At 69.7% G+C, this 22123-nt stretch carries 31 protein-coding genes and 5 pseudogenes; 18 read left to right on the top strand and 18 right to left on the bottom strand.

The window, feature by feature from the left end:
* Positions 1-49: 49 nt before the first annotated feature.
* Entirely contained in the window at positions 50-547 is a 498-nt protein-coding gene (locus tag ABD209_RS01115; RefSeq protein WP_344060889.1) for a thioredoxin family protein, read from the bottom strand.
* Between the two features lie 172 nt (positions 548-719).
* Here ABD209_RS01115 and ABD209_RS01120 point away from each other — a divergent pair, with 172 nt between their 5' ends.
* Together ABD209_RS01120 and ABD209_RS01125 are read left to right on the top strand one after the other, a co-directional pair.
* A complete protein-coding gene (locus tag ABD209_RS01120; RefSeq protein WP_344060892.1) occupies positions 720-1547 on the top strand; it encodes a response regulator transcription factor in 828 nt (275 codons plus the stop codon).
* Positions 1537-2568, top strand: a complete 1032-nt coding sequence (locus tag ABD209_RS01125) for a sensor histidine kinase (protein WP_344060894.1) — start codon at positions 1537-1539, stop codon at positions 2566-2568. The genes ABD209_RS01120 and ABD209_RS01125 overlap by 11 nt, the downstream gene beginning before the upstream one ends.
* Here ABD209_RS01125 and ABD209_RS01130 read toward each other — a convergent pair.
* Entirely contained in the window at positions 2546-2959 is a 414-nt protein-coding gene (locus ABD209_RS01130) for a type II toxin-antitoxin system VapC family toxin (protein ID WP_344060897.1), read from the bottom strand. The genes ABD209_RS01125 and ABD209_RS01130 overlap by 23 nt on opposite strands.
* Positions 2956-3204, bottom strand: a complete 249-nt coding sequence (locus tag ABD209_RS01135) for a FitA-like ribbon-helix-helix domain-containing protein (RefSeq protein ID WP_344060900.1) — start codon at positions 3202-3204, stop codon at positions 2956-2958. The genes ABD209_RS01130 and ABD209_RS01135 overlap by 4 nt, the downstream gene beginning before the upstream one ends.
* 15 nt (positions 3205-3219) lie before the next feature.
* On the opposite strand from ABD209_RS01135, the gene ABD209_RS01140 reads away from it, so the two are divergent.
* Together ABD209_RS01140 and ABD209_RS01145 are read left to right on the top strand one after the other, a co-directional pair.
* Entirely contained in the window at positions 3220-3507 is a 288-nt protein-coding gene (locus ABD209_RS01140; RefSeq protein WP_344060902.1) for a hypothetical protein, read from the top strand.
* Positions 3508-3737: 230 nt separating this feature from the next.
* Complete coding sequence (locus tag ABD209_RS01145) at positions 3738-4439, top strand: DMT family transporter (RefSeq protein WP_344060904.1); 702 nt, start codon at positions 3738-3740, stop codon at positions 4437-4439.
* Positions 4440-4535: 96 nt separating this feature from the next.
* On the opposite strand, the gene ABD209_RS01150 is transcribed toward ABD209_RS01145, so the two are convergent.
* On the bottom strand, positions 4536-5711 hold the full coding sequence (locus ABD209_RS01150) for a 4-hydroxybenzoate 3-monooxygenase (RefSeq protein WP_344060907.1): 1176 nt from the start codon (positions 5709-5711) through the stop codon (positions 4536-4538).
* Positions 5712-5770: 59 nt separating this feature from the next.
* Complete coding sequence (locus ABD209_RS01155; protein WP_324388439.1) at positions 5771-6127, bottom strand: tetratricopeptide repeat protein; 357 nt, start codon at positions 6125-6127, stop codon at positions 5771-5773.
* Positions 6128-6328: 201 nt separating this feature from the next.
* Between ABD209_RS01155 and ABD209_RS01160 the strand changes: the two genes are divergently transcribed.
* Positions 6329-6679, top strand: a complete 351-nt coding sequence (locus ABD209_RS01160) for a YciI family protein (RefSeq protein WP_344060912.1) — start codon at positions 6329-6331, stop codon at positions 6677-6679.
* Positions 6680-6691: 12 nt separating this feature from the next.
* Positions 6692-6889 (top strand): annotated as a pseudogene (locus tag ABD209_RS01165) (sigma factor); the annotation flags it as partial.
* Positions 6890-7035: 146 nt separating this feature from the next.
* Here the strand turns inward: ABD209_RS01165 and ABD209_RS01170 are convergent.
* Positions 7036-7083, bottom strand: a pseudogene (locus tag ABD209_RS01170) (hypothetical protein); the annotation flags it as partial.
* A gap of 23 nt (positions 7084-7106) precedes the next feature.
* Here ABD209_RS01170 and ABD209_RS01175 point away from each other — a divergent pair.
* Positions 7107-8798: a methyltransferase domain-containing protein gene (locus ABD209_RS01175; RefSeq protein WP_344060914.1), complete on the top strand. Its 1692-nt coding sequence runs from the start codon at positions 7107-7109 to the stop codon at positions 8796-8798.
* 149 nt (positions 8799-8947) lie between these two features.
* Here ABD209_RS01175 and ABD209_RS01180 read toward each other — a convergent pair whose 3' ends face one another.
* Complete coding sequence (locus tag ABD209_RS01180) at positions 8948-10384, bottom strand: carboxylesterase/lipase family protein (protein ID WP_344060917.1); 1437 nt, start codon at positions 10382-10384, stop codon at positions 8948-8950.
* Between the two features lie 38 nt (positions 10385-10422).
* Here ABD209_RS01180 and ABD209_RS01185 point away from each other — a divergent pair, with 38 nt between their 5' ends.
* Together ABD209_RS01185 and ABD209_RS01190 are read left to right on the top strand one after the other, a co-directional pair.
* Positions 10423-10842, top strand: coding sequence for an SRPBCC family protein (locus ABD209_RS01185; protein WP_344060920.1), 420 nt, complete (start codon positions 10423-10425; stop codon positions 10840-10842).
* The gene (locus ABD209_RS01190) at positions 10839-11405 is read left to right on the top strand and encodes a TetR/AcrR family transcriptional regulator (RefSeq protein ID WP_344060923.1); all 567 of its coding nucleotides are present in this window, start codon (positions 10839-10841) and stop codon (positions 11403-11405) included. The genes ABD209_RS01185 and ABD209_RS01190 overlap by 4 nt, the downstream gene beginning before the upstream one ends.
* A gap of 51 nt (positions 11406-11456) precedes the next feature.
* Here ABD209_RS01190 and ABD209_RS01195 read toward each other — a convergent pair whose 3' ends face one another.
* The 3 genes from ABD209_RS01195 to ABD209_RS01205 are packed head-to-tail and all read right to left on the bottom strand — an operon-like array spanning position 11457 to position 13107.
* A complete protein-coding gene (locus ABD209_RS01195; protein ID WP_344060926.1) occupies positions 11457-12254 on the bottom strand; it encodes a hypothetical protein in 798 nt (265 codons plus the stop codon).
* On the bottom strand, positions 12251-12775 hold the full coding sequence (locus ABD209_RS01200) for a hypothetical protein (RefSeq protein WP_344060929.1): 525 nt from the start codon (positions 12773-12775) through the stop codon (positions 12251-12253). Before ABD209_RS01200 ends, ABD209_RS01195 begins: the two co-directional genes overlap by 4 nt.
* Before the next feature lie 17 nt (positions 12776-12792).
* Positions 12793-13107 (bottom strand): hypothetical protein, encoded by a 315-nt coding sequence (locus ABD209_RS01205; protein ID WP_344060933.1) that lies wholly within the window; start codon positions 13105-13107, stop codon positions 12793-12795.
* Between the two features lie 234 nt (positions 13108-13341).
* On the opposite strand from ABD209_RS01205, the gene ABD209_RS01210 reads away from it, so the two are divergent.
* Entirely contained in the window at positions 13342-13473 is a 132-nt protein-coding gene (locus ABD209_RS01210; protein ID WP_344060937.1) for a hypothetical protein, read from the top strand.
* A gap of 58 nt (positions 13474-13531) precedes the next feature.
* Positions 13532-13660: a PIN domain-containing protein gene (locus ABD209_RS01215; protein ID WP_344060940.1), complete on the top strand. Its 129-nt coding sequence runs from the start codon at positions 13532-13534 to the stop codon at positions 13658-13660.
* 77 nt (positions 13661-13737) lie between these two features.
* Here the strand turns inward: ABD209_RS01215 and ABD209_RS01220 are convergent, their stop codons facing one another.
* Positions 13738-14343, bottom strand: a complete 606-nt coding sequence (locus ABD209_RS01220) for an NAD(P)-dependent oxidoreductase (protein WP_344060943.1) — start codon at positions 14341-14343, stop codon at positions 13738-13740.
* A 95-nt stretch (positions 14344-14438) separates the two neighbouring features.
* On the opposite strand from ABD209_RS01220, the gene ABD209_RS01225 reads away from it, so the two are divergent.
* Together ABD209_RS01225 and ABD209_RS01230 are read left to right on the top strand one after the other, a co-directional pair.
* Entirely contained in the window at positions 14439-14783 is a 345-nt protein-coding gene (locus tag ABD209_RS01225) for a hypothetical protein (RefSeq protein ID WP_344060946.1), read from the top strand.
* 76 nt (positions 14784-14859) lie between these two features.
* Positions 14860-15453 (top strand): DUF4037 domain-containing protein, encoded by a 594-nt coding sequence (locus ABD209_RS01230; protein WP_344060949.1) that lies wholly within the window; start codon positions 14860-14862, stop codon positions 15451-15453.
* A 52-nt stretch (positions 15454-15505) separates the two neighbouring features.
* Here ABD209_RS01230 and ABD209_RS01235 read toward each other — a convergent pair.
* Together ABD209_RS01235 and ABD209_RS01240 are read right to left on the bottom strand one after the other, a co-directional pair.
* A pseudogene (locus tag ABD209_RS01235) lies at positions 15506-15784 on the bottom strand (winged helix-turn-helix transcriptional regulator); the annotation flags it as partial.
* Positions 15781-16185 (bottom strand): VOC family protein, encoded by a 405-nt coding sequence (locus tag ABD209_RS01240; RefSeq protein ID WP_344060952.1) that lies wholly within the window; start codon positions 16183-16185, stop codon positions 15781-15783. The gene ABD209_RS01240 and the pseudogene ABD209_RS01235, both read right to left, overlap by 4 nt.
* Before the next feature lie 379 nt (positions 16186-16564).
* On the opposite strand from ABD209_RS01240, the gene ABD209_RS01245 reads away from it, so the two are divergent.
* Positions 16565-17071: a YdhK family protein gene (locus ABD209_RS01245; RefSeq protein WP_344060985.1), complete on the top strand. Its 507-nt coding sequence runs from the start codon at positions 16565-16567 to the stop codon at positions 17069-17071.
* A 434-nt stretch (positions 17072-17505) separates the two neighbouring features.
* On the opposite strand, the gene ABD209_RS01250 is transcribed toward ABD209_RS01245, so the two are convergent.
* The 5 genes from ABD209_RS01250 to ABD209_RS01270 all read right to left on the bottom strand — a co-directional run bounded on the left by ABD209_RS01250 (position 17506) and on the right by ABD209_RS01270 (position 20498).
* Entirely contained in the window at positions 17506-18018 is a 513-nt protein-coding gene (locus ABD209_RS01250; RefSeq protein WP_344060955.1) for a carboxymuconolactone decarboxylase family protein, read from the bottom strand.
* 98 nt (positions 18019-18116) lie between these two features.
* Positions 18117-18479 (bottom strand): DsrE family protein, encoded by a 363-nt coding sequence (locus tag ABD209_RS01255; protein WP_344060958.1) that lies wholly within the window; start codon positions 18477-18479, stop codon positions 18117-18119.
* A 108-nt stretch (positions 18480-18587) separates the two neighbouring features.
* Positions 18588-19229, bottom strand: coding sequence for a LuxR C-terminal-related transcriptional regulator (locus ABD209_RS01260; RefSeq protein ID WP_344060961.1), 642 nt, complete (start codon positions 19227-19229; stop codon positions 18588-18590).
* 3 nt (positions 19230-19232) lie between these two features.
* Positions 19233-19703, bottom strand: a complete 471-nt coding sequence (locus ABD209_RS01265) for an alpha/beta fold hydrolase (protein ID WP_344060964.1) — start codon at positions 19701-19703, stop codon at positions 19233-19235.
* 585 nt (positions 19704-20288) lie between these two features.
* Entirely contained in the window at positions 20289-20498 is a 210-nt protein-coding gene (locus ABD209_RS01270) for a hypothetical protein (RefSeq protein ID WP_344060988.1), read from the bottom strand.
* 36 nt (positions 20499-20534) lie between these two features.
* Here ABD209_RS01270 and ABD209_RS01275 point away from each other — a divergent pair.
* The 4 genes and pseudogenes from ABD209_RS01275 to ABD209_RS01285 form a co-directional block, all read left to right on the top strand.
* Positions 20535-21096 (top strand): annotated as a pseudogene (locus ABD209_RS01275) (transposase); the annotation flags it as partial.
* A 76-nt stretch (positions 21097-21172) separates the two neighbouring features.
* Positions 21173-21430 (top strand): annotated as a pseudogene (locus ABD209_RS01280) (transposase); the annotation flags it as partial.
* 144 nt (positions 21431-21574) lie between these two features.
* Positions 21575-21745, top strand: coding sequence for a helix-turn-helix domain-containing protein (locus ABD209_RS19710; protein ID WP_425564522.1), 171 nt, complete (start codon positions 21575-21577; stop codon positions 21743-21745).
* The coding region (locus ABD209_RS01285) for a DDE-type integrase/transposase/recombinase (protein WP_344060967.1) at positions 21742-22123 on the top strand (382 nt) is incomplete at its 3' end. The genes ABD209_RS19710 and ABD209_RS01285, both read left to right, overlap by 4 nt.

Here is a 22123-nt window from a genome sequence, read left to right on the forward strand (position 1 = left end):
CCACACCTCGCGCCGCGCCCGGAGCACTGTCGTGCCGCCGCCCCACGGGTCATACCGTCTTGGCCTTAATCTCCGCGCCCGTCCGGGTGCCCGTCCATTTCGCCAGCTCCATGCCAGCGCCGTCGATCTGGACAAAGGTGTGCTGCTGGGTGATGCCGTACTTCTTCTTCAGGTCGGTCATCGTGTCGTAGTCGACCTTGACGACGGTCAGCCCGGCGGGCACGCCGTCTGTCGTGAGCGAGGTGTCCGTGGCCTTGCAGTCGGGGCACCACGTGGCGTGGAAGAACAGGACGACCTTGGTGTCATGCCGTTCGGCCATCTGCTTTTGGTAGGCGTCATAGGGCAGGTAGGCGCCGGGCAGCATCGCGGTCCCGCTGCCCGTCATCTCGTGCGTCATGGACGAGGATGACGCGCTCGCCGGGGCGGTCGCGCCGGGGGCGCCCGCTGCGCCCGTGCCGCTAGCGCTCGTCTGTGTCGACGAACCGCAGGCGGTCAGGGCGAGGGTGGCGGCGAGGGCGGCGCCGGTGAACAGGGCTGGCATACGCATGGTGACTCCTTGGTGGATGGTCACTCCAGCCCAGCCATCCGCTCCGGGCACCGCAAGGAATCCGTTGCACGCGTAAGGGATCTGTAACGGCGATTGCGCGGATATTACGAACTTCGGACGGCGTGGAGCGCTAAAGGTCGCGATTGTCGACGGCCTACCTAGTCTTGACATCGTGCCCAGCCTGCTCCTTATCGAGGACGATGCGACGGTGCGGGAGGCGACCGCGACCTACCTGCGCCACGCCGGGTATGCCGTGACGACCGTTGCGAACGGAGCCGCCGCTCTCGACGTCGTCGCGCGCGAGAGCATCGACCTGGTCCTGCTGGACCTGATGCTCCCCGGGCTAGGCGGCCTTGACGTCTGCCGTCGCCTGCGCGACCTGCGCCCCGGCCTGCCGGTCATCATGGTCACCGCTCGGGGGCAGGAGCACGAGCGGGTGCAGGGGCTGTCCGCCGGTGCCGATGACTATGTAACCAAGCCCTTCTCCGCGCGCGAGTTGGAGTTGCGGATCCGGGGCGTGCTTCGGCGGGCGCTGGGTGTCGGGCCGGGTGTGCCGGCGGTGACGGAGTTGGTCGACGGTGGCCTTCGGCTGGACGTCGTCGGTCGGCGTGTCTATGACGGTGAGGCCGAGATTTCCTGCACGGCAAGGGAGTTCGACCTCCTGCTCTTTCTGGCGCGCAATCCGGGCGCGGTGTTTTCGCGCGACGACCTCATGCGCCAGGTGTGGGGCTGGGAGGTCGGCGACGCGACCACGGTCACCGTTCACGTGCGCCGGGTGCGCGAGAAGATCGAGGCCGACCCGAGCCGGCCGGTCCGGTTGGTGACGGTTTTCGGTCGCGGTTATCGCTGGGATCGCGCCAATTCGGCTGCGGTTGATCGGCCCGGGCCCGGCCCGGTGGGCGGGGCCGGCCCGGTGGGCGGGGCCGGCCCGGTGGGCGGGGCGGCGGGCCTGGATGGGGCCGGCCCGGTGGGCGGGGCGGCGGGCCTGGATGGCGAGTGAGTCGGGTGCCGTCCTGGTCGCGGCCGGCGTGACGAGCGCCGTGGCGCTCGCCGGGTTCGGGTTGACGTCCTGGCTGGCGCGTGGGCGGCCGACGCGGGCCGCGTGGGGCGCGCCCTTCGTTGTCGTCGCCGCGCTGGCCGCCGGTGTGGCCGCGGCCAGCCGCATGATGCTGCTGGCCGAGGACGCGCGCGGGTTGATCTTCGTGCTGCTGAGCGGGGCGCCTATCGCTCTGCTGTGTGGGCTGCTGTTGGCGCGCCGGGTGCGGCGCATCGAGGAGCGGTTGCAGCGCGAGCGTGCCGATCGGGAGCGGGCCGCGGCGGTGGAGCGGGATCGGCGCGAGATGATCCAGTGGCTCTCGCACGATCTGCGAACACCCTTGTCCGGCATCCGGATTCTCGCCGAGGGCGTCGGCGCAGGGGCCACCGGCCCCACCGAGGCCACGGCCCGGATCGCCCGGGAGGTCGACCGGCTCGACTCAATGGTCGACGACATCTCCGAGTTGTCGCGGCTGCAATCTCCGGCGCCACCAGAGTTCGTCACGCTTCCCCTGGTCGACGTCGTCTCCGACGCGGTCGCGGCCGTGCACCCACTCGCAGGGGCAGCCGAGGTCGAGGTGGCCCAGGGCCGGCTCGACGACGTCCTGGTGCCGGTGGCTCCGCGGGCGGTTGCGCGGGCGGTGACGGACCTGCTGCGCAATGCTGTGCGGCATACGGGACCGGGGGGAAGAGTGCAGGTATCCGTCACTGCGGCAACGGATTTCGCCGTCATCGAGGTGGCGGATCAATGCGGTGGCATCGCGCCAGAGGACCTGCCGCGGGTCTTCGACGCCGGGTGGCGAGGCGACCCGGCCCGCGGGGAGCAACCTGGAACGGCCGGTATGGGCCTGGGGCTGGCGATCGTCCGTGAGGTCGCGCTCCGTCACGGCGGCAGCGCCGACGTGCTCAATCTCGCGGACGGTTCCGGCTGCGCCTTCAGGCTGTGCCTGCCGTGCCCGCAGGTCAGACCGACCAGGGGTCGATGACCGGCAGACCGAGCCCGGCGAAGCCCGCCGAATCTCGCGTCGCCAGTGTCGTCCCGGCCTCGAGGCAGATGGCGGCGATGAGCGCATCGAAGCCGCCGATCGGCGCGCCGGCCGAACGGCGTGCAGCGAGCACGTCGGCATACCGGGACGCGCACGCGCCGGTCAGCGGCAGGCACGCCCCGAGGACCTCGAAGGCGCGTTCGGCGGCGGTCCGCAAGACATCGGTGCGCCGACCGGGAGGCAGTATGGCGATGCCCGCAAGCACCTCCGCCCGGTTGACGACGGTGGTGACCGGTGTCTCGGGAAGCCGTCGAAGCCAGCGGAGCACGCCCTGGTCGGCGTCCGGACCGCGCATCACCTCGGAGATGACGTTGGTGTCGAGCACGATCATCGGCCGGTGAAATCCGCTGCGGGTGCCGGCTCGTCCTCGGGCGTGGTCAGGTCAACGCCACCCACTGCGTCACCGGCGGCGATCAGTTGCTCGATCCAACTCACGTCAGCGAGCAGCGGGGCGTTCAAGCCATCGATCAGGATTTGGCGCGCTTCAGCCTCCATCGACCGGCCGCGGGCGGCGGCCCGCAGGCGGAGCCGCTGCTTGGCCTCGTCGGGGAGTTGTCGAATGGTGATCGCCGCCATGCAGCAATGCTATCAATGCTGCATTCTCAGCGGATCTCGGTGCTCAGTCGTTGCCGCAAGCGACGCGAACAGGGATGCGCCTGGGGCTGCTGCTCGATGCTCTGGTGCGAGCCTTCGCTGGCCTCCGCGCGCCGGCCGCAGCACCGCCGGCCTGGCTCGGACCGGCACCCGGCCCTGGCCGGGCAACTCGGTCGCGACTGGAGCGACATCGACGCTGAGTTCGACGCCGCCCTCGATGTCGTCCTGCGCGGCGTCGACGCGCAAGCGCGGGCAGCGCGCGTGCCGGGCGTCGGCTCTTCCTGACAACGGCCCTCACATCGGTCTGGACTCGAACGACTACCCGGCAGACCCCAAGCGCAGCCCGGTGTCCCGCAGATTTCGCCCGGGCCGACCGCACCAACGCATTCGGCAGTACCCCGAGGAGCACCAGGACCACGACGCGCCCCCCTGCGCGCCTCATACCGGCCCAGTTCGCCGCGCTGGCGGCCATCTGGGGTGCCAGCTTCCTGTTCATCAAGGTCGGGCTGGAGGGCGTGTCACCGGCGCAGGTTGTGCTCGGCCGACTCCTGGGAGGCACCGTCGCGCTGCTGGTCATCTCGCTGGTGACCCGGACCCGACTGCCCACAGGGCGGGGCGTGTGGGCGCACTTGAGCGTCGTCTCGTTGTTGCTGTGCGTGGTGCCCTTCCTGCCCTTCGCCTGGGCCGAGCAGCACATCGACTCCGGCCTGGCGAGCATCTTCAACGCGACGAGTCCGCTGATGACCATAGTCGTGGCCCTGCTGGCCCTCCCAGAGGAGCGGCCGACCCGGGCCCGCCTCGCCGGCCTGGCCACCGGATTCGTGGGCGTGCTGGTCGTTCTCGGCCCATGGCGCGGACTGGGGGGAGGCAGCGCTGCGGGCCAACTCGCCTGCCTGTGGGCGACGGCCTGCTACGGCACCGCCTTCGTCTACCTGCGCCGCTTCGTCGCGCCGCGTGGCCTGCCCGCGATCTCGGCCGCGACCGTCCAGGTCGGCGTCAGTGCAGTGCTGATGCTGGTGCTCACTCCGTTCCTTCCGGCGCACCCGGTCCACCTGACCTGGCGGGTCACCGCGAGCGTGCTCGCGCTCGGGATCCTCGGCACGGGGATCGCCTACGTCTGGAACGCCAATGTGGTCGCCGTCTGGGGCGCCACGAATGCCTCGACCGTGACCTACCTGACCCGGTCGTCGGGGTCGCTCTCGGCGTCCTGCTCCTAGGTGAGCGGATCACGTGGAATCAGCCCGTGGGCGCGCTCGCCGTCGTGCTCGGCATCGCGATCAGCCAGAACCGGATCCGCCTGCGCTGAGCGGGCTTCAGGCGAAGGCGATGGGCACGCCGGAGAAGTTCTCGGCCAGCCCGGCGCCGCCCGAGGGGGAGGAAGTGAGCCACTCCAATTGGGCGAGTTGCAACTGATCGCCGAAGGCGTCGCCGGTCGTATGCAGCGCGGACGACCACGACCAGGAGAACTCGGCCGCGCGCCATACGCGCCGAAGTGCGGTGTCGGAGTAAGCGTTTGCCAACGACTCGTCGCCGCGCTTCCATGCGCCGAGAGCGCGGGCGAGCAGGGTGACATCGGCGATCGCGAGGTTGAGTCCTTTGGCGCCAGTAGGCGGGACGACGTGCGCGGCGTCGCCGGCGAGGAAGAGGCGGGCATGCCGCATCGGCGTGGTCACCCGGCAGCGGAGGGGGAGGATCGACTTCTCGGTGATCGGGCCCGTATGCAGGGTCCAACCGTTCTCGCCCGAGCCCAGACGCGTTGCAGTCGCCTCCCAGATCCGGTCGTCGGACCAATTGGTGATGTGGTCGTCATTCGGCACCTGGAGGTGGAAGCGGCTGATGCTGGCCGAGCGCATCGTGTGCATGGCGAAGCCGTCGGGATGCCAGGCGAAGATGATCTGGTCGGTCGACGGCGCGACATCGGCGAAGAACCCCAGCCAACTGTGCGGATATCGCCGCTCGTAGCTGCGCTGGATCGGCTCGGGAATCGACCCGCGGCTCACGCCCGCGAATCCGTCGCAGCCGACGATGACGTCGGCGTCGATGCGGATCGCGCGGCCGGTCGCGTCGATCCCGGTCAGATAGGGCGCGGTCGAGTCCACGTCGTGCAGGGCGACGTCCTCGACGTTGTAGTACATCTGCTGGCCGGCCGCGAACCGCGCGTCGGAGATGTCCCGAGTCAGCTCGGTCTGGCCATAGACCCACACCGGTCGGCCGCCGAGGCTGACGAAGTCGACCGACCGCTTCGCGCCCGGCCATTGGACATAGATGCCGCGGTGTTGGAGGCCGTTCTTGTGCAGGCCGGCGGAGAGCCCGGCGGCGTCGAGCACGTCGACGGAGGCGGCTTCGAGCAGCCCGGCGCGGAAACGGCCGCGCACGAACTCCGACGATTTCGCCTCGACCACGATGGACTCGATGCCCTCGCGCTCGAGGAGGTGGGAGAGGAGCAACCCGGCCGGTCCGGCCCCGATGATCGCCACGCGGGTCTTCATGGCGTCAGGCTATCCAGCCGGCCGGTGCCGGCGATAGATGGCATTGCGCAACGGGGCTCTCAGGCGGCCGTGCCGTGGCTTGGCCCGTCGTCCCAGGTGTCGCTGCCGAGCTCGTCGAGTCGCGTCATCCACCCGGCTGCGTCCCGGTGCCGGCCCTCCCGCTGCAGGACCCGAACGATCAGGCGCATCATCGCCGCGTCCTTCGGGCGGCGGCGCACGACGCGGCCGGCCGCCTGCTCGGCTTCGGCGAGCCGACCGAGCGCGTATGCCGATCGGGCCAGAATCCGTTGTGCCGCCAGGTCGTCCTTCGTCCGAGGCGCGCGGACGGTCAGGGGAGCGACGAGGCGCGCGCTCGCGGCATACCGGCCGTCTTCCAGGAGGCGGGTGGCAAGGGACAGGCGCTGTTCGGTAGTCATGACTGCCCGTCTAACGCGCTCGCTCGCCAGCGTGTTCCGGGGATGGGCGCCGAGGGGCGCCGGGACGGACGGTGCGCATGGCGAGGCCCCCAGGCATGGCCGGCAAACTTTTCTCGGCACGATGTCGAGACGGGCTTCGCTCGCGCGTCTGGTGGGTGACGATCGGCGCTGGGCCGGTCGGATCGAACAAGGAGAATCGCCATGTCGCAGTACCTGCTGAGCAATATCACTCCCGCCGGCCGCACCCTCGAGCCGAGCGAGTTGCAGTCCGTGATCGGGCGGGCCATCGCCCTCACTCAGGAGATGCAGGCCGCCGGGGTCTGGGTGTTCGCGATGCCGCTCGCCGACCCGTCGAGCGCCACCATGGTCTCTCGCCGCGACGGCCGGGTCACCCTCGCCGACGGGCCGTATGCCGAGACCAAGGAGTATGTCGGCGGCTTCACCGTCATCGACGTCACCGACCTCGACGCCGCGGTGGGCTGGGCGGGCAAGGTGGCCGAGGCCACCGGACTGTCCGTCGAGGTTCGGCCGGCCCCCAGCTTCGGCGGCTGAGCCGGAGTGCCCATGGATGACGCGAATGCGGCCGTGGCCCGAGCCTTCCGCTCGGACTACGGCCGCACGGTCGCGATCCTGCTGCGGTCACTGCGCGACCTCGACGCCGCCGAGGAGGCGGTGCAGGAGGCGTTCGTCGCGGCCGCCGCGAGCTGGCCGCGGGATGGGGTACCGCCCAATCCCCAGGCCTGGATCGTCACCGCTGCCCGGCGCAAAAGCATTGGACCGACTGCGACGGGAGAGCACCGCGCAGCGCCTGGCCCCGGGACCACTCTTCGCCGACGGCGGCTCGTCGGACATCGCCGCGTGCCCTCGCGGGCGTGGATGAGCAGGAGCAGGGTGCCCAACCCGGCGGCCTCGGGATCCTGGGGGACCAGCGCGTGCACATGGCGGGCGAGACGCACGGCCTCCCTGCTGAGTTCGTGAGGTGCCCGGCACCGGGCCCGCGCTCGTCGCCCGACCGGCAGGGGGAAGTCGCGGGCGGGTCGTCGTGCTCGGTGAGCTCTACGGCCTGACCGACCTCGTGCACGACGCGCTCGGCCGGCTGGCGGCGGCCGGCTACACCGCCGCGGCCCCGGATCTGTTCTGGCGCAGCGAGCCCGGTCTCGCGTTGCCCTATGACGAGGCCGGCCGGGAGCGTGGCTTCACGCTGCTGCGAGCGCTGAATCCCGGTGCAGTGGTCGACCAGGTGCGCCGGACGCTCGACGCGTTGGGCGACACCGGGTCCGGGCCGAGCGGACTCGTCGGCTTCAGCCTCGGTGGATACCTCGCCTTGCTCGCCGCGGCCGACGGGCCGGTCGACGTCGTCGTCGCGGCCTACCCCGGCTGGACGGTGCACGGCGGCGCCCCGATCTCGGGGCCGGCGCCGCTGGAGCGCGCCGCCGACCTCGGGGCGGCGCGGGTCGTGGTCGTCGCGGTTCCAGCCGATCGCCTGGTGGCGGCCGACCTGCCCGAGATCGAGGCCCGGCTGACCGCGGCCGGCGTCGATCACCAGGTCGTCACCCTCGACGACGTCCCGCACGGTTATGCCTGTGCCGGTCGGACGTCGTCCGCGAAGCAGGTGCTCCGTCAGATCGGGAGCAGGCGCTTTTGGGAGGCCCGACCTCGCGCGGCGGGCGCGGGCGGGGATGGTCGGTCGGGTGGCGGGCGAGGGCGGTGCGCTGGCTCGGGAGCCGGGCGAGCGGAGCGAGGCGGTGCCACGACCTTCTCGGGAGCATCGTGCGACGCGGGGCAACGTCCGTGTATCAGCGTGGAGCTTGACCGCTCTTCTCCGTGTGACGGACCCTTCCGAGGAGGCAGCATGCGCGATGTCGAGGGCACTCGCACCTTTCAGGCGCCGGCCGAGGCGTATGACCGCTTCATGGGGCGCTATTCACGTGAACTCGCGGGTCCGTTCCTGGCCTTCTGCCGACTCGGCGGGGCCGCACGGTTCCTTGATGTCGGCTGCGGTCCGGGGGCGCTGACGGCGGCAGCGATCGCCGGCCTCGGTAGCCACTGCGTGGTAGCGATCGATCCGGCTCCGGGCTTCGTGGCCGCGTGCCGGGAGCGGCATCCGGGCATTGACGTGCGGCAGGGGCCGATGGAAGAACTGCCCTTTGGCGATGACGAGTTCGACTGTGCCGCAGCGCAGCTCGTCCTTCACTTTGTGTCCGATCCCGAGCGCGGGACGGCCGAGATGCAGCGGGTCGTCCGCCCCGGCGGCATCGTCGCCGCGTCCGTCTGGGACTTCGCTCAGGAGATGGAGATGCTCCGCGCGTTCTGGGACGCGGCCGTGCGGCTCGACCCCGATGCCCCGGACGAAGCGCGCGTGCTGCGCTTCGGGCGCGCCGGCGAACTCGCCGCCCTGTTCACCCGGGCTGGGCTGCACGAGGTCGAGGAGTCGACGCTGACGGTGAGCACGGTATACGTCAGTTTCGAGGAGCTGTGGTCGACCTTCCTCGCGGGGATCGGACCTGCGGGAGCGTATGCCGTTGGCCTGCCTCCCGAGCGCCGCGCGGCATTGCGGGCCGCGCTGGCAGACGCGCTCGGGCGGCCCGCCGGCGCCTTCCGCCTCGAAGCGGTGGCACGCGTAGCGCGCGGAGTCGTCGTAGCAAGTGAGCGACTTGCGACAGGGCCGTGAAGAGGGGCGGGGCGCGGGTCGCCCGCCGATGACCGGCGCCGGACTCGCACGTGCCCGACGGTCACGCGACTCCACGCGGGTCCTTGGCCGGTTCGCCGTGGTCACTCCGGCCGCGCGCTGGTTGCGCGGGGTCAGGTGAGATCGCGGGGTCAGGTGAGATCGAGGACGGCCGGCGCGTGCGTCCAGATGGCCCGCGACACCACTTCGGGGTATGCCGTGACCTCCGCCTCGACGTCGAAGAGCCGAGTCGCGCCGGTCGCGAAATCCGGCCAGCCCGGGTCGCCATCGCGCGCGAACGCCAGCCAGGCCGTGCGCATCTGGGCGGACACGGCATACGACTCCTGCGTCGGTTCGCCGATCAGCAGGGCGGTCTGGCCGGCGGTGAGATTGCCGAAGACGAGGGGGACGTCCAGGCCGTGGCAGGCGCCGAGCGCGCCGCCCATGCCGGGCGCCGGCCAGGTCAGCTCGTAAAGATGGCACCGGCCGCCCGCGGCCACCTGCGCTTCGGCGAGCTTGAGCGACGGCATCCGGAAGAGCCAGTCGGAGCGCACGACGTCAAAGCGTTCCTCAGGGTTGGGGAAGTGCCGCGCGTATGCCGCCGGGTCGGGGGCGAATACGCGCGTGCTTTCGTTCGCCTCGTCGACAGTGATCTGGCCGAGACGCCCGGTGAGGGCGGAGAACAGACGCTGCTCATGCCGGGTATGGCCGATGAGCAGGTCGACCCTTCCGGTCACGCCCTGCCAGGGCGTCGCCGGCAACACGTCGCCGTCGATCACGGGAGCGAAAGGTATGCCGGCGTGGGCCGCGGGGCCCCAGCGGGCGGCATACCGGTCGATGCCGGCGAGGACGGCGTCCACGGCGGCAGCAAGTAGGGACGACTCGGTGGTGCTCAAATCGCTTGGAGCACAACCGATTTCGGCCGCGCAAGTGCGGGTGACGTTCGCCGCGAGCGCGCGCGTGAGGTACGCACCCGGCATGCTCTGGACGATCGCCCGATGGAAGAGGCCCGCGGCGCGGGGCATCGCGAGCAGCGCGGCGATCGACCCGCCACCCGCGGACTGGCCGAAGACCGTCACCCGGCCGGGGTCGCCGCCGAATGCGGCGATATTGTCGCGGACCCACTCCAGCGCGGCGATCTGGTCGAGCAGGCCGCGGTTGGGCGGCATATCGTCCAGGAGACCGAAGCCCTCGAAACCGACGCGATAGTTGATCGTCACGACGACGGCACCGTCGCGCGCGAGGGTGGCGCCGTCATACTCTGGCAGGTCGGACCGGCCGAAAAGGTAGCCGCCGCCGTGGATCCACACCAGGACCGGGAGCGCGCCCGTGAGATCGGGCGACCAGACGTTGGCGGTCAGCCAGTCGGCCTCGTCCCCGGTCTCCGCGCTCGGGCCAAGGCCGCCGGCCTGTGGCGGGGGAGGTCCGAAGGTCCGCGCCGGGCGGACTCCGTCCCAGGCCGGTGCGGGCGCGGGGGCGGCGAACCGGGCCGGGATGGTCGCGTAGGGGATGCCTGTGAAGACCGCGACCCCGCCGGTCTCCTGACCTTCGATGCTTCCGGTGGTGACGCGGGTGCGAATGACCGTCATCATGTTCTCCTTCGACGCACCGATGTATCGTTTGCTACATGATTGCAGCGTATGCCGCGTCCCCAGCTCCTGTCGAGCGACTTTGGTCACTCGTCGGCGACGTCACCGCCTGGCCGCAACACGTGGAGACCTTCACCTCGATCACTCCCCTGTCCGGAGACGGCGGGCTGCGCCTCGGGGCGCAGTTCGCGGTGCGCCAGCCCGGCCTGCCCGCGGCGACCTATGAAGTGACCGAGCTCGATGAGGGCCGGGCGTTCACGTGGACGGCCCGCGCGGCCGGGGTGACCACGCGCGCGACCCACGTGATCACCGAGGCGGGCGGCGGCTGCCGGCTCGACCTGACGATCGCCTGGGCGGGCCCGCTCGCGCGCCTGGTCGCGCTGCTGCTCGGGCGCCGGACGCGCGCGTTGATCGCGTATGAGGCGCAGACCTTCGCACGTCTGGCCGCCTCGGCGTGACCTCACCGCGCGAGGACCTCCTGGCCAAGATCGTCCTGCACTATGCGGAGCACGGCATACGGGACACCAGCCTGCGCTCCCTAGCCGCCGCGATCGGGACCAGCCAGCGAATGCTGCACTACCACTTCGGATCTCGCGAGGACGTCCTCGTCGCGGTGATCGACGCTATCGCCGGCGGGCAGGCCGAGCAGATCGGCCGGCTCTTCGACAGCGAACCCGACCCGGTGATCGCGGGGGAGCGCAACTGGGCGGCCACGGTCGACGGGGCCATGGGCTTCGGGGCGCTGTGGTTCGAGTTGGCCACGCACGCGATGCGCCACGAGCCGTATGCCGCCCAACTCGCCGAAGTCATGGTGACCGCGCAACTGCGCGAGTTCACCCGGCTCTATGCGAAGCGGACGACGCCGGCGCACGCCCGCCGCCTGGCCCGGCTCACCCTCGCGGTCGGGCAGGGCCTGATCTTCGACCTGCTCATCGACGGTGACCGGGCCGCTGCCGACGAAGCGGTGCGGGAGTTCAGCCGGATGATCCAGGGCGAGCTCGGTCCACGCCAGGACGGTTGAGGCCCGTCCAGGGCCAAGCATCCCACCTCGTGGACGGTCTGCCGACGCGGATCAGGAGAGACTGCGCGCGAGTGGGATTGCGGCGAGCAGGCACGGATACGAGCCGACGAAGCTCCACGGGAAACTGTTCAGGCCCATGGTGACTGCGCATCCGGCGTGGAAGGCCAGTCCCGCCGTGAGGGTCGCCACGACCAGCCAAGTGGGCCCGAAGAGCATCAGCGGGAACAGGCTTTCGACGGCAATCACCGACCAGCAGACAAATCGGCTCAGGCGTGGCCGGTCCGCGAGAAGCGCGGCGGCGACCGGGTGCCCGTGCGAGTGGGTGGCGAGGATCGCGGGGATTGCGGCACCACTACGCCACATCGGTGAGATCGCCTTGGCCACCCCCGCGGTCAGATAGGCCAATCCCACTTCGGCTGCGATGAACCCGACCGCCAGCGCGACCCTGGTCGGCGACGGCACCGGCAACGCCGCCAGCACCGCGGCGACCAGAACGATGGCGGCCAGTTGCTCCGCCCCGTCGCCCCCGAGCACCCGACGGTCCCGCGCGGCCACGTAGGCGATCAGGAGGGCCAGGACGGCGAAGCGTCCGACCTGGGACATCGGCCCGGCAGCGGCGACGACCACGCCGGCGCCCAGTTGAACCAGCAAGGCTGGATAGAGCCAGCGGTCTGGCCTCCGCGACTGCTTGGCGCCGAGACGCAATGAGCCCGCCACGGCCGGCGCGAAAACGCCCCCGTCGGCGAACGCCGCTCGGACAGCGAGCAATTCGAGAGACCATAGGGCGACCCCCAACGCCACGACGCGGCCCGTCAGGTCGAGTGCGGCGAGGGGCTCGGGCGTGATCACGGTTCGACTCGATGCCACTCGGAGACGAAGGCGACCTGCAGGGGACGCTGCGCAGCAAAGGTCCGGGAGTGGACGAGCGCGAACTGACGCAGTCCTCCGCTGACCGCGCCCGGCTGCGCCATGACGCACTGCAGCAGCGCGATATACGCCGGGCTCAACGTCGCGAGCCGGGCGTCGGAGCCCGTCGCGGCAGCCGCCCCGGTCATGACCGCGGCGGCCAAGTCACTGACGGCCTTGCGCGGATAGCGGCCGGGATTCCAGAGCCACCACAGCCAGCGGTTTGGCGGGGCCCAACCGATTTCGCGCCAGGGCCCAGGCGCGCAGTCACGGCAATCGCGGAAGACGAGATGCGGGTCGGTGCGGCCCGGGTTCGGAGCGAAGAAGGTCCACCGCGGCAGGAGCATGAAGCGGTCGTGGGCGGTGACCTTTCGCCAGGATCCCAGCCGGAATTGGTTCACGACACTCCCGGCGAGCCAGCAAGCGAAGAGGGCACCGACACAGAGCGACCAGACGCTTTCCATGGCCGGAGCGCCACGACCTACTGGCCGCTGAGCATGCGCCCGCGCATCTCGACGCGTTGGGACAGGGTCGGGGTCAACTCGAGTTCGGAGGCCAGTTCCCGCATCCGGCCGAGGATCTCGCGGTCGTGCTCAGTGATGACGAGGCCGCCGTGGCGGGCTTCCCACATCGCCTCGTGGACGTCGACCATGGCGTCGGCGTGTTCCTCGGTCCGCTTGACGACCTCGTCGAGTTGACGTCCGCGCTGCTGAGCTACCGTGATGAGCAGGTCGAGACTGGCGAGTTCGGCTGGGTTGAGCTGAGAAGAGTTAGTCGTTGAATATCCTTGGGCCACAGGGGATTTGGGAGACACATCACGACGATGGTTGCTCCCTGCTGGCAGGACGACGATAAGTGCGTGTTCCCGGGTCTGTCCGAGGTTCGGGAAAATTGGGGGGAGCAACTCGCTCGTGGCCTGTTCGCCGCGGGGCGCTCGGCGTGAGCGTGGCAATACGTTGCTGGCCTTCGATTTCGGCGGCCTGGCTCTGCTCGTGAGCCACCGACGGGGAGCCGCGGCGCAGGGCTGGGCGTGGCCGGCGGACTGGCCGCCGCGGCATACCTCATCAGCTCGCTGGCGTCGGTGATCGCGACCGCCCACGCACTCCGGTGGGCCTCGCCCTACTTCTGGCCGTCGGGGACGGCCGACTCGCCGGCGGCGTGAGTTCGAGCGGTTTGACACCGCGCCCCTGGCGGAGCGGATCTGGGGGCTGCGGCAGCAGTTGACGAGCTACGACGCCGCCTATATCGCCTTGGCGGAGGCGCTCGGGGTGCCACTGCATACGTGCGACGCCAAACTCGACCGGGGCGGGCATGACGCTGTGGTCCACGTGCATGGGCGGACGCGCTGACACCGCCGAACTGCGGCCCGCTATCCGCTCCGCTCGCGATCTGGTTCAGGACTAGTCGTGTGCCGCCGATCCCTGCGTCAGTTGGCGACCGTGAACCGCTGCCGGCGGTGCGACGGCGTCTCGAGTTCGTCGACGAGGGCGGCCGCGAAGTCCTCGGCGCTGACGAAATCCCCGACCGGGCTGTCGAGGCCCACGCGGTAGCTGCCCGTGCGCTCGCCGGGAGCGATCACCGGCGCGGGCGCGAGCATCGTCCAGTCGAGCGACGGGCCCGCGTTGCGATAGAGGTCGAGCACCGCGGCGAAAGTGTCGGCCTCGGGCTTGTAGATCGCCGGGAATTCGGGGGTGTCCTTGAGCAGGACGTCTCCAACGGAGAGTGCGCCCGCGCCGCCGACGACGAGCACGCGGCCCGCAGGGCCGGCGGCGATGAGCGCGCGGTGGGCCTCCAGAGTGGGCTGGTGGGAGCCGCCCTCGCGGCTCGGCGGAACGGTCAGTACGGTCGCGTCCGATCCCTCGATCAGAGCAACGACCGAGTCGGTGTCGCCGAGGTCGATCGCCACCGGGGTGGTTCCCTCGACGGGTGTGCCGGCGCGCGAGCCGGCCGCGACCTCGTGCCCGCGGGTGAGCGCCTCGGTGACGACGCGGGACCCGATCATCCCGGTGGCTCCGATGACGGTGAGCTTCATGCTGCACTCCTTTGAACGCGGTCGATGCTTGATGACGCAACAGTATGCCGCGGACCTGGCCCGAGTCGATCGGGCTTGGCCGGGAGCATGGGCGGGTGCGAAGTGGAATCGGATTGGCGCGGGACTTCTGGGAGCGGGCGATCCGGCCGATCCTGGATACGCATTGCCCAGGTATGCCGCGGGCGGCCGCCCGGGTAGGCACCGGCTCCGATGTGCTGGGCCTGGACGACGCGATGTCGAGGGACCATGACTGGGGCTTGCGGTTGCAGGTGTTCCTCCCGAGGGGCGAGGAGAGCGCGGTCCGGGCGGTGCTGAACGAGTATGTGCCCCAACAGTTTGCGGGCCTTCCGAGTCGCTTCCAGCAGACGGGCGCGGCCGAGGCGGAGCTCGGCGTCGACGTGCTGACCGTGGACGACTTCGCCACGGATCGCCTGGGCTGACCCCCGCCGTCCGGCGACGCCGCTGGACTGGCTCTCCCTGACCGGCCAAGCCGTCCTCGAAGTGACTGCCGGTGCGGTGTTCGAAGACGACGGCGGGGAACTGACCGCGCGGCGCGCGGCGCTGGAGTGGTACCCCGACGATGTCTGGCGCTATGTCGTCGCCTGCGACTGGCGCCGGCTCGACCAGGAACTGCCGTTGATGGCGCGCGCGGCCGACCGCGGCGATGAGCTGGGATCGCGGGTCATCGCCGCTCGCTTGGTCGACATCGCGATGCATCTGGGGTTCATGCTGAGCCGGCGCTGGCCGCCGTATGCGAAGTGGCGTGGCACCATGCTTGGCCGGCTGGGGCTGCCAGCCGGTGTTGGCCTCCACCTCGATGGCGTTCTCCGGGAAGGTGATTGGCGGGTCCGCAATGAACATCTGGCGGGCGCGCTGGAGGAACTCGCCGTGCTCCAAGGGCGCGCGGGCCTGCCGTCAGCCTCGCCGGCGTGTGTGCCGTTCTGGGATCGTCCCTACCTGCACATCAACCCGAGCCTGGTGCCGCACATCACGGCGAGCCTCACGGATCCCGCCGTGGCATCGCTGCCTATGGGGCTGGGGAGCATCGAGCAGATCTCGGACAATGTCGATCTCCTCATGGACGCGCGGCGTCGTCGCGACCGCCTCTGACCCCCAGGCGCGAGCCCACGTCGTCGATGCCTGCTGGCTCGCCTGCGGTGCCGGGCTGCTCGGCTGCCCAACGCGCGAGAGCCTCGATCGGCTGGCGCAAGGCGAACCCGCGCTCGGTCAAGGCGTAGGCCCTCGTGTTGTGACGCAAGGGCAATCGATAGAGAACTCCTGCTGCCTCGAGTTCGCGGAGACGAACGGCGAGCATATTCGTCCCCAAGCCCAGGTCGCGTTGCAGGTCGCCATAGCGTTGCGGACCCTCGAGAAGTCGCTCGACGATGAGCAGAGCCCACCGCGGGCCGACGATCTCGAGGGCTGTTGCGAGCTCAGTCACCGTGCCGGGTCGGGCTCCGACTTCATCCAGTACGGCGAGTAGTGGTAGCCGTCGAGGTCGTCGAATTGGCGCTGGTACATGAACGGATAGTCGTCGGTGTCACCGATCCGTCCGCCCGCGGCGCGCGCCCGCTCGATGAGTTCGTCGACCGCCTCGCGGCTGTCCAGGTCAAAGGAGACCGTGACCTTCGAGGGGGTGTCGGGCCCGCCGATGAGGTCCTCGGTGCCGCCCACACTGGCATACATCTCCCGGCTCCCGAGCATGACGTATTGCTCCGCGGCGATGGCGAAGCAGGAGACATTGTGATCCGACATCTCCGGGTTCAGTGTCCAACCCAAGGCGGTGTAGAAGGCGGTCGCTCGGTCGACGTTCGCGACTGGACACGTGATGAAGAGGCTCATGCGCACCATACTTTCAAAATGGAAGTGCTTGGTCAAGGAGTTGCATCTGCGTTGGCCATCGGACCGCCAGGCTGACGCGCGATCGCGCGGTGGCCTCCATCAGGGATACCCATGGGGGGTATATTGGCGAGAAGGCAATCGGAGTCCATCCAAGGAGCTAGGACGCATGTCGACCAACACAGACGACCTCGGCCGACTCACCTTCAGGTGCTGCGTGAGCACGGGCGGGGCCGATGACCAGGTCCAGGATGTCGCCGTTCGGCGGGCGGCTGCGCCCTCGCCAAGATCCGCCTCCCCAGGCAAGGCGAGGCCGACTGCGTCGGCGACGAAGCGCGCCCAGGTCGTAGCCGGGGCGACCCTTGTCGGTGCGGCGCTTGCCCTGGCCGCGTGCTCCACCGGCTCCGAGCATGCTTCGCAGCACAGCTCAGCAATGACCAGTGGCCACGGCGGGATGGAACATCCCGCCGACGGCGGCCCCGTGCCGGCCGGGATGAAGCGTGCCGCCGACCCCGCGTACCCCAGGGGGTCCACTGTGGTGCTGACGGCCGATCATGTGGACGGGATGGCTGGCGCGACCGCGACGATCGTCGGTGCCTACGACACCTACACCTACGCCGTCGACTACACCCCGACCGATGGCGCAGATCCCGTCAAGGACCACCGCTGGGTCGTCCAGGAGGAGATGAAGGACGCCGGCGCTCAGCGCTTGCCGGACGGCGCCGAGGTCACCTTGCTCGCAGATCACATGCCGGGTATGAAGGGCGCGAAGGCCACAGTCGTCTCCTCCACCGACGAGACCGTCTGCGTCGTCGACTACAAAGCTCACGGAATGACGATGACCAACCACAAGTGGGTCACCGAGAGCGAGATCACGCCCCAGCCCTGAACGCTTCGTCCCTCCCCTCCCAGTCCTCCCGGCGCGCCGAGCCGAGCGGCGCGACATCGCGCCCTCCCGTCCGCGTGATCTCTGCGGGCTCCCCTTTCAATGCACCGGTGACTGCCATCCCTCGATCTCACGCACTTCCTCACTCCATCGCGACGTTCAGCTCGCGCAGGAGGGTCGAGATCCGTTCCTCGCCTCGCCCCAGTTCATGGCCGCCACCTCGTCGCCTAGAGTAAGGATCGGAAGAGTGAGCCGGTCTCGCGTGGCGGCGTAGTCGGCGTAGGCCGTCGGCCCCGGGTCGAGGTCGGCGGCGACGGCAGCGCGACGGTCCGACAGGCCGCAACCTCGGGGGTCGTAGCGCACGTAGCGATAGCGCCGCCCCAACCCGACCAGCATTCGACGGCCACCCGCGGCGCGCGGGAGGCTGCATGGCTAGGTCAGGATCCCGTTTCAGCTACCTGCGGCAGAACGCGAACGAAAGCGAGAAGGTCCTCCTCGAACGCCGCCGCGATCTCGGGGTCGACCCGGGCACCCAGCGCGTCGAGAACGGTCGCGAAGAACAGGCGTACGCCCACGGCATACACGACCTCGGCAATCTCCGAGTCCACCAGGTCGAGGGCTCGCAAGTCGTCGACATCCCCCTGCTCTACGGACGCGGGAGCAGTCGCGACCTTGGCCGCAAATCGGTACACAGCGGCGTCCACGGGCGTGAGCTGTCCACCGCCGGGATCCGTTGCGAGCTCTCGAAGTGTCGGCTCGTCGCGGCAGGCGTCGATGAGCAACTTCGCGTGGGCAGCTGTGCAATACGCCGAGCCACGTGCCCGAGCGGAAGCGATGGTGACCAGCTCGAATCGGCGCCGCTCCATGGTCGTTCGCACCGCCGATGCGAGCGCGATCCACGCAGTGGCGACGTCGGGCCGCGCGGCGAAGCAGCCGGTGTAGTCGGGCACGAAGCCCCAGGCATCACGTTGGCTGTCGACGTACGCCGCGAAAGCGGCTTCGCTGTCCCGTGTCGGACGCGTTGAAATGAACACGACAATCTGCCGACTCAGTAGCTGAACGTCGTCGCGGCGTCGTCGCCGATCCACTCCCACAACTGGACCGAGCCCGCCTTGCGCACATTGGGCGCGAAGGCGTCCGCGTCCATGGCCTTGGCGTCCACGCAGACACCGCAGGCGATCGACTCACCACCGGCTGCGGCATACCGCTCGACGAGTTGGGCGAGGGGAGGACAACCCTCGCAGGCGACTGCGCGCGCCACGCCCGGGATGGCGAGCCGGACTGCCTCCTTGGTGAGGAACATCATCGTCTCCCGCCCCGACTCGGCCGCCCCGACGGCGACGAGGAAGGCGACAGTGACCTTCTCCGGGTCCTCGAGGCCGGTGCACAGACTGATGGCTGCCTTGCTCATGGTCTTCCCCTAATGGGTCCCCGCTCCGGCCGGGTTGCCGGTCACCTCATCGAGAGTAGAAATCGGCACGCGCGGGCGGAAGCGCGCCGCTACCCAATGCGATGCGGATCAGGAGGGCGACTGTGTCGGAGCGCCGCCAGATGTGCGGGCGCCGAGAACCCGTGCGACGGCGCCAGCGCGGGCGGACGGACCGGCCAGGCCGAGTTTGCCGTAGATGCGTTGCAGGTGGCGCTCGATGGTCCGGACGCTGAGGTTGAGCGCGGCGGCGACGGCTTGGTTGTCGAGACCTTGTGCGACTCCGGCGAGGACCTCGCGCTCACGCTGCGTCAGCGTCTCGATCCCCACGGCCCCAACGGTTTCCAGCCGATCCTCGGCGAGGAAGGCGGTGATCTCCCGGACGAAGATCGGCCAAGCCGGCTCGTCCTGGAGGAGGATGTGATTGCGACTGTCGAGCGGCACGAGGCGGGCGTTGGGGATGGTGGCGGCGAGTGTGCGGCCGTGGGCGCAGTCATTCATCCGCTCCTCCCGTGAGTGGATGACGAGCGTCGGCAGGGCGAGGTCGGGGAGGACGCCGGTGGCGTCCGCCTTGCCTCGCTCCACACGGGATTCGTATGCCGTTCTCGCGGAGGTCGATCGCTGGTGCAACTCGTCGAGCCAGGCCATCTGCTCCTCGGTCGCGCCCGGGATCATCATCGAGGTGAAGACGCGCCGGAAGAGCGGATCCTGGCGATCCCACCCGGCCCGGATCATCGCCTAGAAGGCATCCTCGAGGGCCCGGTCGTCGTCGGTGACGTGCTGTGACGCCGCGGCATAGGTGCTCGCGCAGACGAGTCTGGTCACCCGCTCGGGGTGGCGGTGAGCGTAATGGAGGGCGACCGGACCGCCCTGCGCCATCGCCATGAGCGCAAACCGGCCGAGTCCGGCATGGTCGGCAACGGCTTCGAGATCCTCGATGCGTCGATCGAGGGTGAAGTCGGTGACGTCACGATCCGACATGCCGTGGCCACGCTCATCGAAGCGCACGACGGTCGCGACACGGCCCAGCTCGACGAGATAGTGCCGCCACACCGGGCTCTGCCAGTCGTACTCGAGATGGCTGAGCCAGCAGGCATCCAGTAGGAGCGGCGGACCGTCGCCGTGCACGGCATACGCGATCCTCGTCGCGTCAGCAGAGCGGCAGAATCGGACCCGTTGGGACGCCTGGAGTGCAGCGAGGCTGCGCATCTCGCCAGTGTAGAAGCAGGAGTAGTCCGAGTCTCGGAGTCGACAGGACGACCCGCCAGAGTCTCACCACGTCTCGCAATCCCGGCCAAGTCTTGGATTCACTCGCGCCGGCCACCGAACGGATCGTGGCGAACAATGTCAGCGCTGATCGACTCTGAGACGGGCCCGGCCCGCTCCGGCCAATCTGAGACAGGCTCAACAGAGGATTCCGAGACAGGCTGCCGCACCGGGGCAGCCCGTGGACGCTGGCCGTGGCGCGTCGTTTTGCCCAGGGCGCGACGCTCGCCCGCACCGCCACCGATGCGGCGTGAGGCCAGGGTGGCGTCTGCACTCAGCGGGCCACGCCAGCCCTGTCGGTGCGCTCGAGTTGGTGCACGAGCTTGGCCACGGTCGCGGTCCAGCCGGTCTGGTGACTCGCGCCGAGACCGGCGCCGGTGTTGCCGTCGACGTGCTCGTCGAACGGGATGAGGTCCAGCCAGGGGTGTCGTCGGCCATGACGTCGTCACCACCCATGGCGACCCGGCGCCCGTTCACCGGGTCGGGCGCGAAGATCCCTACCAGTCGCTGGGAGAGGTCGCGCGCGACCTAAACCAGGCTGGTCCAGCGCGCCGAACCGGTGGGCAGCTCGACGTGCAGGTCATCGCCGTAGTTGTGACCGATCTTCTGCAGTGCCTCGATCAGGAGGTAGTGACAGGGAACCAGATCGGCAAGGAACGTCTCCGACTGCTGCTCGCCGAGACCGACGAGCACCGGATCCGGCACCGGCTGTACGAGTTCTATCGGGACGCCGCGCAAGCGGACCTCCCCGAGACCACGCGGCTCGCCACCACCATCGGATTCTGGGCTGCGGTGCGTGACGTCTTCCCTGCCACGAAGGCCCAGCGGTGCTGGTTCCACAAGATCGCGAATGTCCTTGCCGCGCTGCCGAAGTCAGCGCACCCGGGGCAAAGAAGACATTGGCGGAGATCTGGAACACCGCGGACAAGGACCACGCCGAGCACGCCGCGAAACGGTTCGCCGTCGACTACGGGCTCAAGTGGCCCAAGGCCGCCGCGAAGATCACCGACGACCTCGAGGTGCTGCTCGCGTTCTATGACTACCGGCCGAGCACTGGATCCACCTACGCACCATCAACCCGATCGAGTCGACCTTCGCCACCGTTCGGCTCCGCCAACGGATCGCCAAAGGCCCCGGCTCCCGCGCCGCCGGCATCGCCATGGCGTTCAAGCTCATCGAGTCCGCGCAACGCCACTGGCGCGCCGTCAACGCCCCCCACCTGGTCGCCCTCGTCCGCGCCGGCGCCACCTTCAAAAACGGCATCCGCGTCGAACGCGACAACGACCAGAAGGGAGGCGACCAACTCGCCACATCTGCACCAATCCACAGGTCTTGAGGTTCCCCCCGGATCGTGGAGGTATCGGCTATAAGGAGATGCCATGGCAGAGAAGTGACGGTAGTTCGACAGGGAGTTCCGGGAGGGCGCGGTCCGGATCGTCGCCGAGTCCGGCAAGCCGATCGCGCAGGTCGCTGGTGGCCTGGGTGTGAACGAGGGCACGCTCGGCAACTGGGTCAACCTCGACAAGCAGGCCAGGGAAGGCACCCGGGGCCTGTCCACCGGGGATGTCGCCGAGCTGACGCGGCTGCGGGCGGAGAACGCCGAGCTGCGGATGGAGCGCGATGTCCTCAAGCGCTCCGTGGTCCTGTGGGTGAAGGAGGCGACGAAGTGAGCGTGGCACGCTTCGTGGCCGACCAGAGGACCTTGGACCGGGTGCCCGTCGCGTTCACCTGCCTGATCCTGGGCCTGTCGGTGTCGTGGCTTCTACAAGTGGCGGGACCGGCAGCCCACCAAGACCGAGCAGCGGCGGGCCGAGGTGGATGCCGCCGTCCAGGTCGAGTTTGAGGAGCACCGGAGCTTGCACGGGTCGCCCCGGCTGTACGTCGACCTGCGCGAGGCGGGTTGGACGGTGACCGAGAAGACGGTCGCGGACTCGATGCGTCGGCAGGGTCTGGTCGCGCGAAGATCAAGCGCCGCAACGGGTTGACGCGGCAGGACAAGACGGCACCGAAGTTCCCCGACCTGATCCGGCGCGACTTCACGGCGTCCGCGGCGAACACCAAGTGGGTCGGGGATATCACTGAGATCCCGACCGCCGCCGGGAAGCTGTACTTCGCGACGGTGATCGACCTGTACTCGCGGCGGCTGCTCGGCGCCGCCACCTCCCGGCACCCGGACGCGGACCTGGCCTGCGCGGCGATCGAGATGGCGATCGCGGTCCGCGGCGGCCGCCAGGCCATCGCCGGTGTCGTGTTCCACACGGATAGTAAGACTGTTGCCTGCCTAGGTGCTCCCGGGTTTCGTGACTCGCACGCCGATCGACCCTGGGGGCTACCGTGGTGTCGGAGGTGTTCTCGCAGCATCC

Source organism: Nostocoides vanveenii, from assembly GCF_039531165.1.
GTDB lineage: Bacteria > Actinomycetota > Actinomycetes > Actinomycetales > Dermatophilaceae > Nostocoides_A > Nostocoides_A vanveenii.

Coding starts and splice junctions, on each gene's coding strand:
- ABD209_RS01115 (WP_344060889.1), bottom strand. CDS start 547: ATGCGTATGCCAGCCCTGTTCACCGGCGCCGCCCTCGCCGCCACCCTC.
- ABD209_RS01125 (WP_344060894.1), top strand. CDS start 1,537: ATGGCGAGTGAGTCGGGTGCCGTCCTGGTCGCGGCCGGCGTGACGAGC.
- ABD209_RS01130 (WP_344060897.1), bottom strand. CDS start 2,959: ATGATCGTGCTCGACACCAACGTCATCTCCGAGGTGATGCGCGGTCCG.
- ABD209_RS01135 (WP_344060900.1), bottom strand. CDS start 3,204: ATGGCGGCGATCACCATTCGACAACTCCCCGACGAGGCCAAGCAGCGG.
- ABD209_RS01140 (WP_344060902.1), top strand. CDS start 3,220: ATGCTGCATTCTCAGCGGATCTCGGTGCTCAGTCGTTGCCGCAAGCGA.
- ABD209_RS01150 (WP_344060907.1), bottom strand. CDS start 5,711: ATGAAGACCCGCGTGGCGATCATCGGGGCCGGACCGGCCGGGTTGCTC.
- ABD209_RS01155 (WP_324388439.1), bottom strand. CDS start 6,127: ATGACTACCGAACAGCGCCTGTCCCTTGCCACCCGCCTCCTGGAAGAC.
- ABD209_RS01160 (WP_344060912.1), top strand. CDS start 6,329: ATGTCGCAGTACCTGCTGAGCAATATCACTCCCGCCGGCCGCACCCTC.
- ABD209_RS01180 (WP_344060917.1), bottom strand. CDS start 10,384: ATGACGGTCATTCGCACCCGCGTCACCACCGGAAGCATCGAAGGTCAG.
- ABD209_RS01185 (WP_344060920.1), top strand. CDS start 10,423: ATGATTGCAGCGTATGCCGCGTCCCCAGCTCCTGTCGAGCGACTTTGG.
- ABD209_RS01200 (WP_344060929.1), bottom strand. CDS start 12,775: ATGGAAAGCGTCTGGTCGCTCTGTGTCGGTGCCCTCTTCGCTTGCTGG.
- ABD209_RS01220 (WP_344060943.1), bottom strand. CDS start 14,343: ATGAAGCTCACCGTCATCGGAGCCACCGGGATGATCGGGTCCCGCGTC.
- ABD209_RS01240 (WP_344060952.1), bottom strand. CDS start 16,185: ATGAGCCTCTTCATCACGTGTCCAGTCGCGAACGTCGACCGAGCGACC.
- ABD209_RS01255 (WP_344060958.1), bottom strand. CDS start 18,479: ATGAGCAAGGCAGCCATCAGTCTGTGCACCGGCCTCGAGGACCCGGAG.
- ABD209_RS01260 (WP_344060961.1), bottom strand. CDS start 19,229: ATGATCCGGGCCGGGTGGGATCGCCAGGATCCGCTCTTCCGGCGCGTC.
- ABD209_RS01265 (WP_344060964.1), bottom strand. CDS start 19,703: ATGCGCAGCCTCGCTGCACTCCAGGCGTCCCAACGGGTCCGATTCTGC.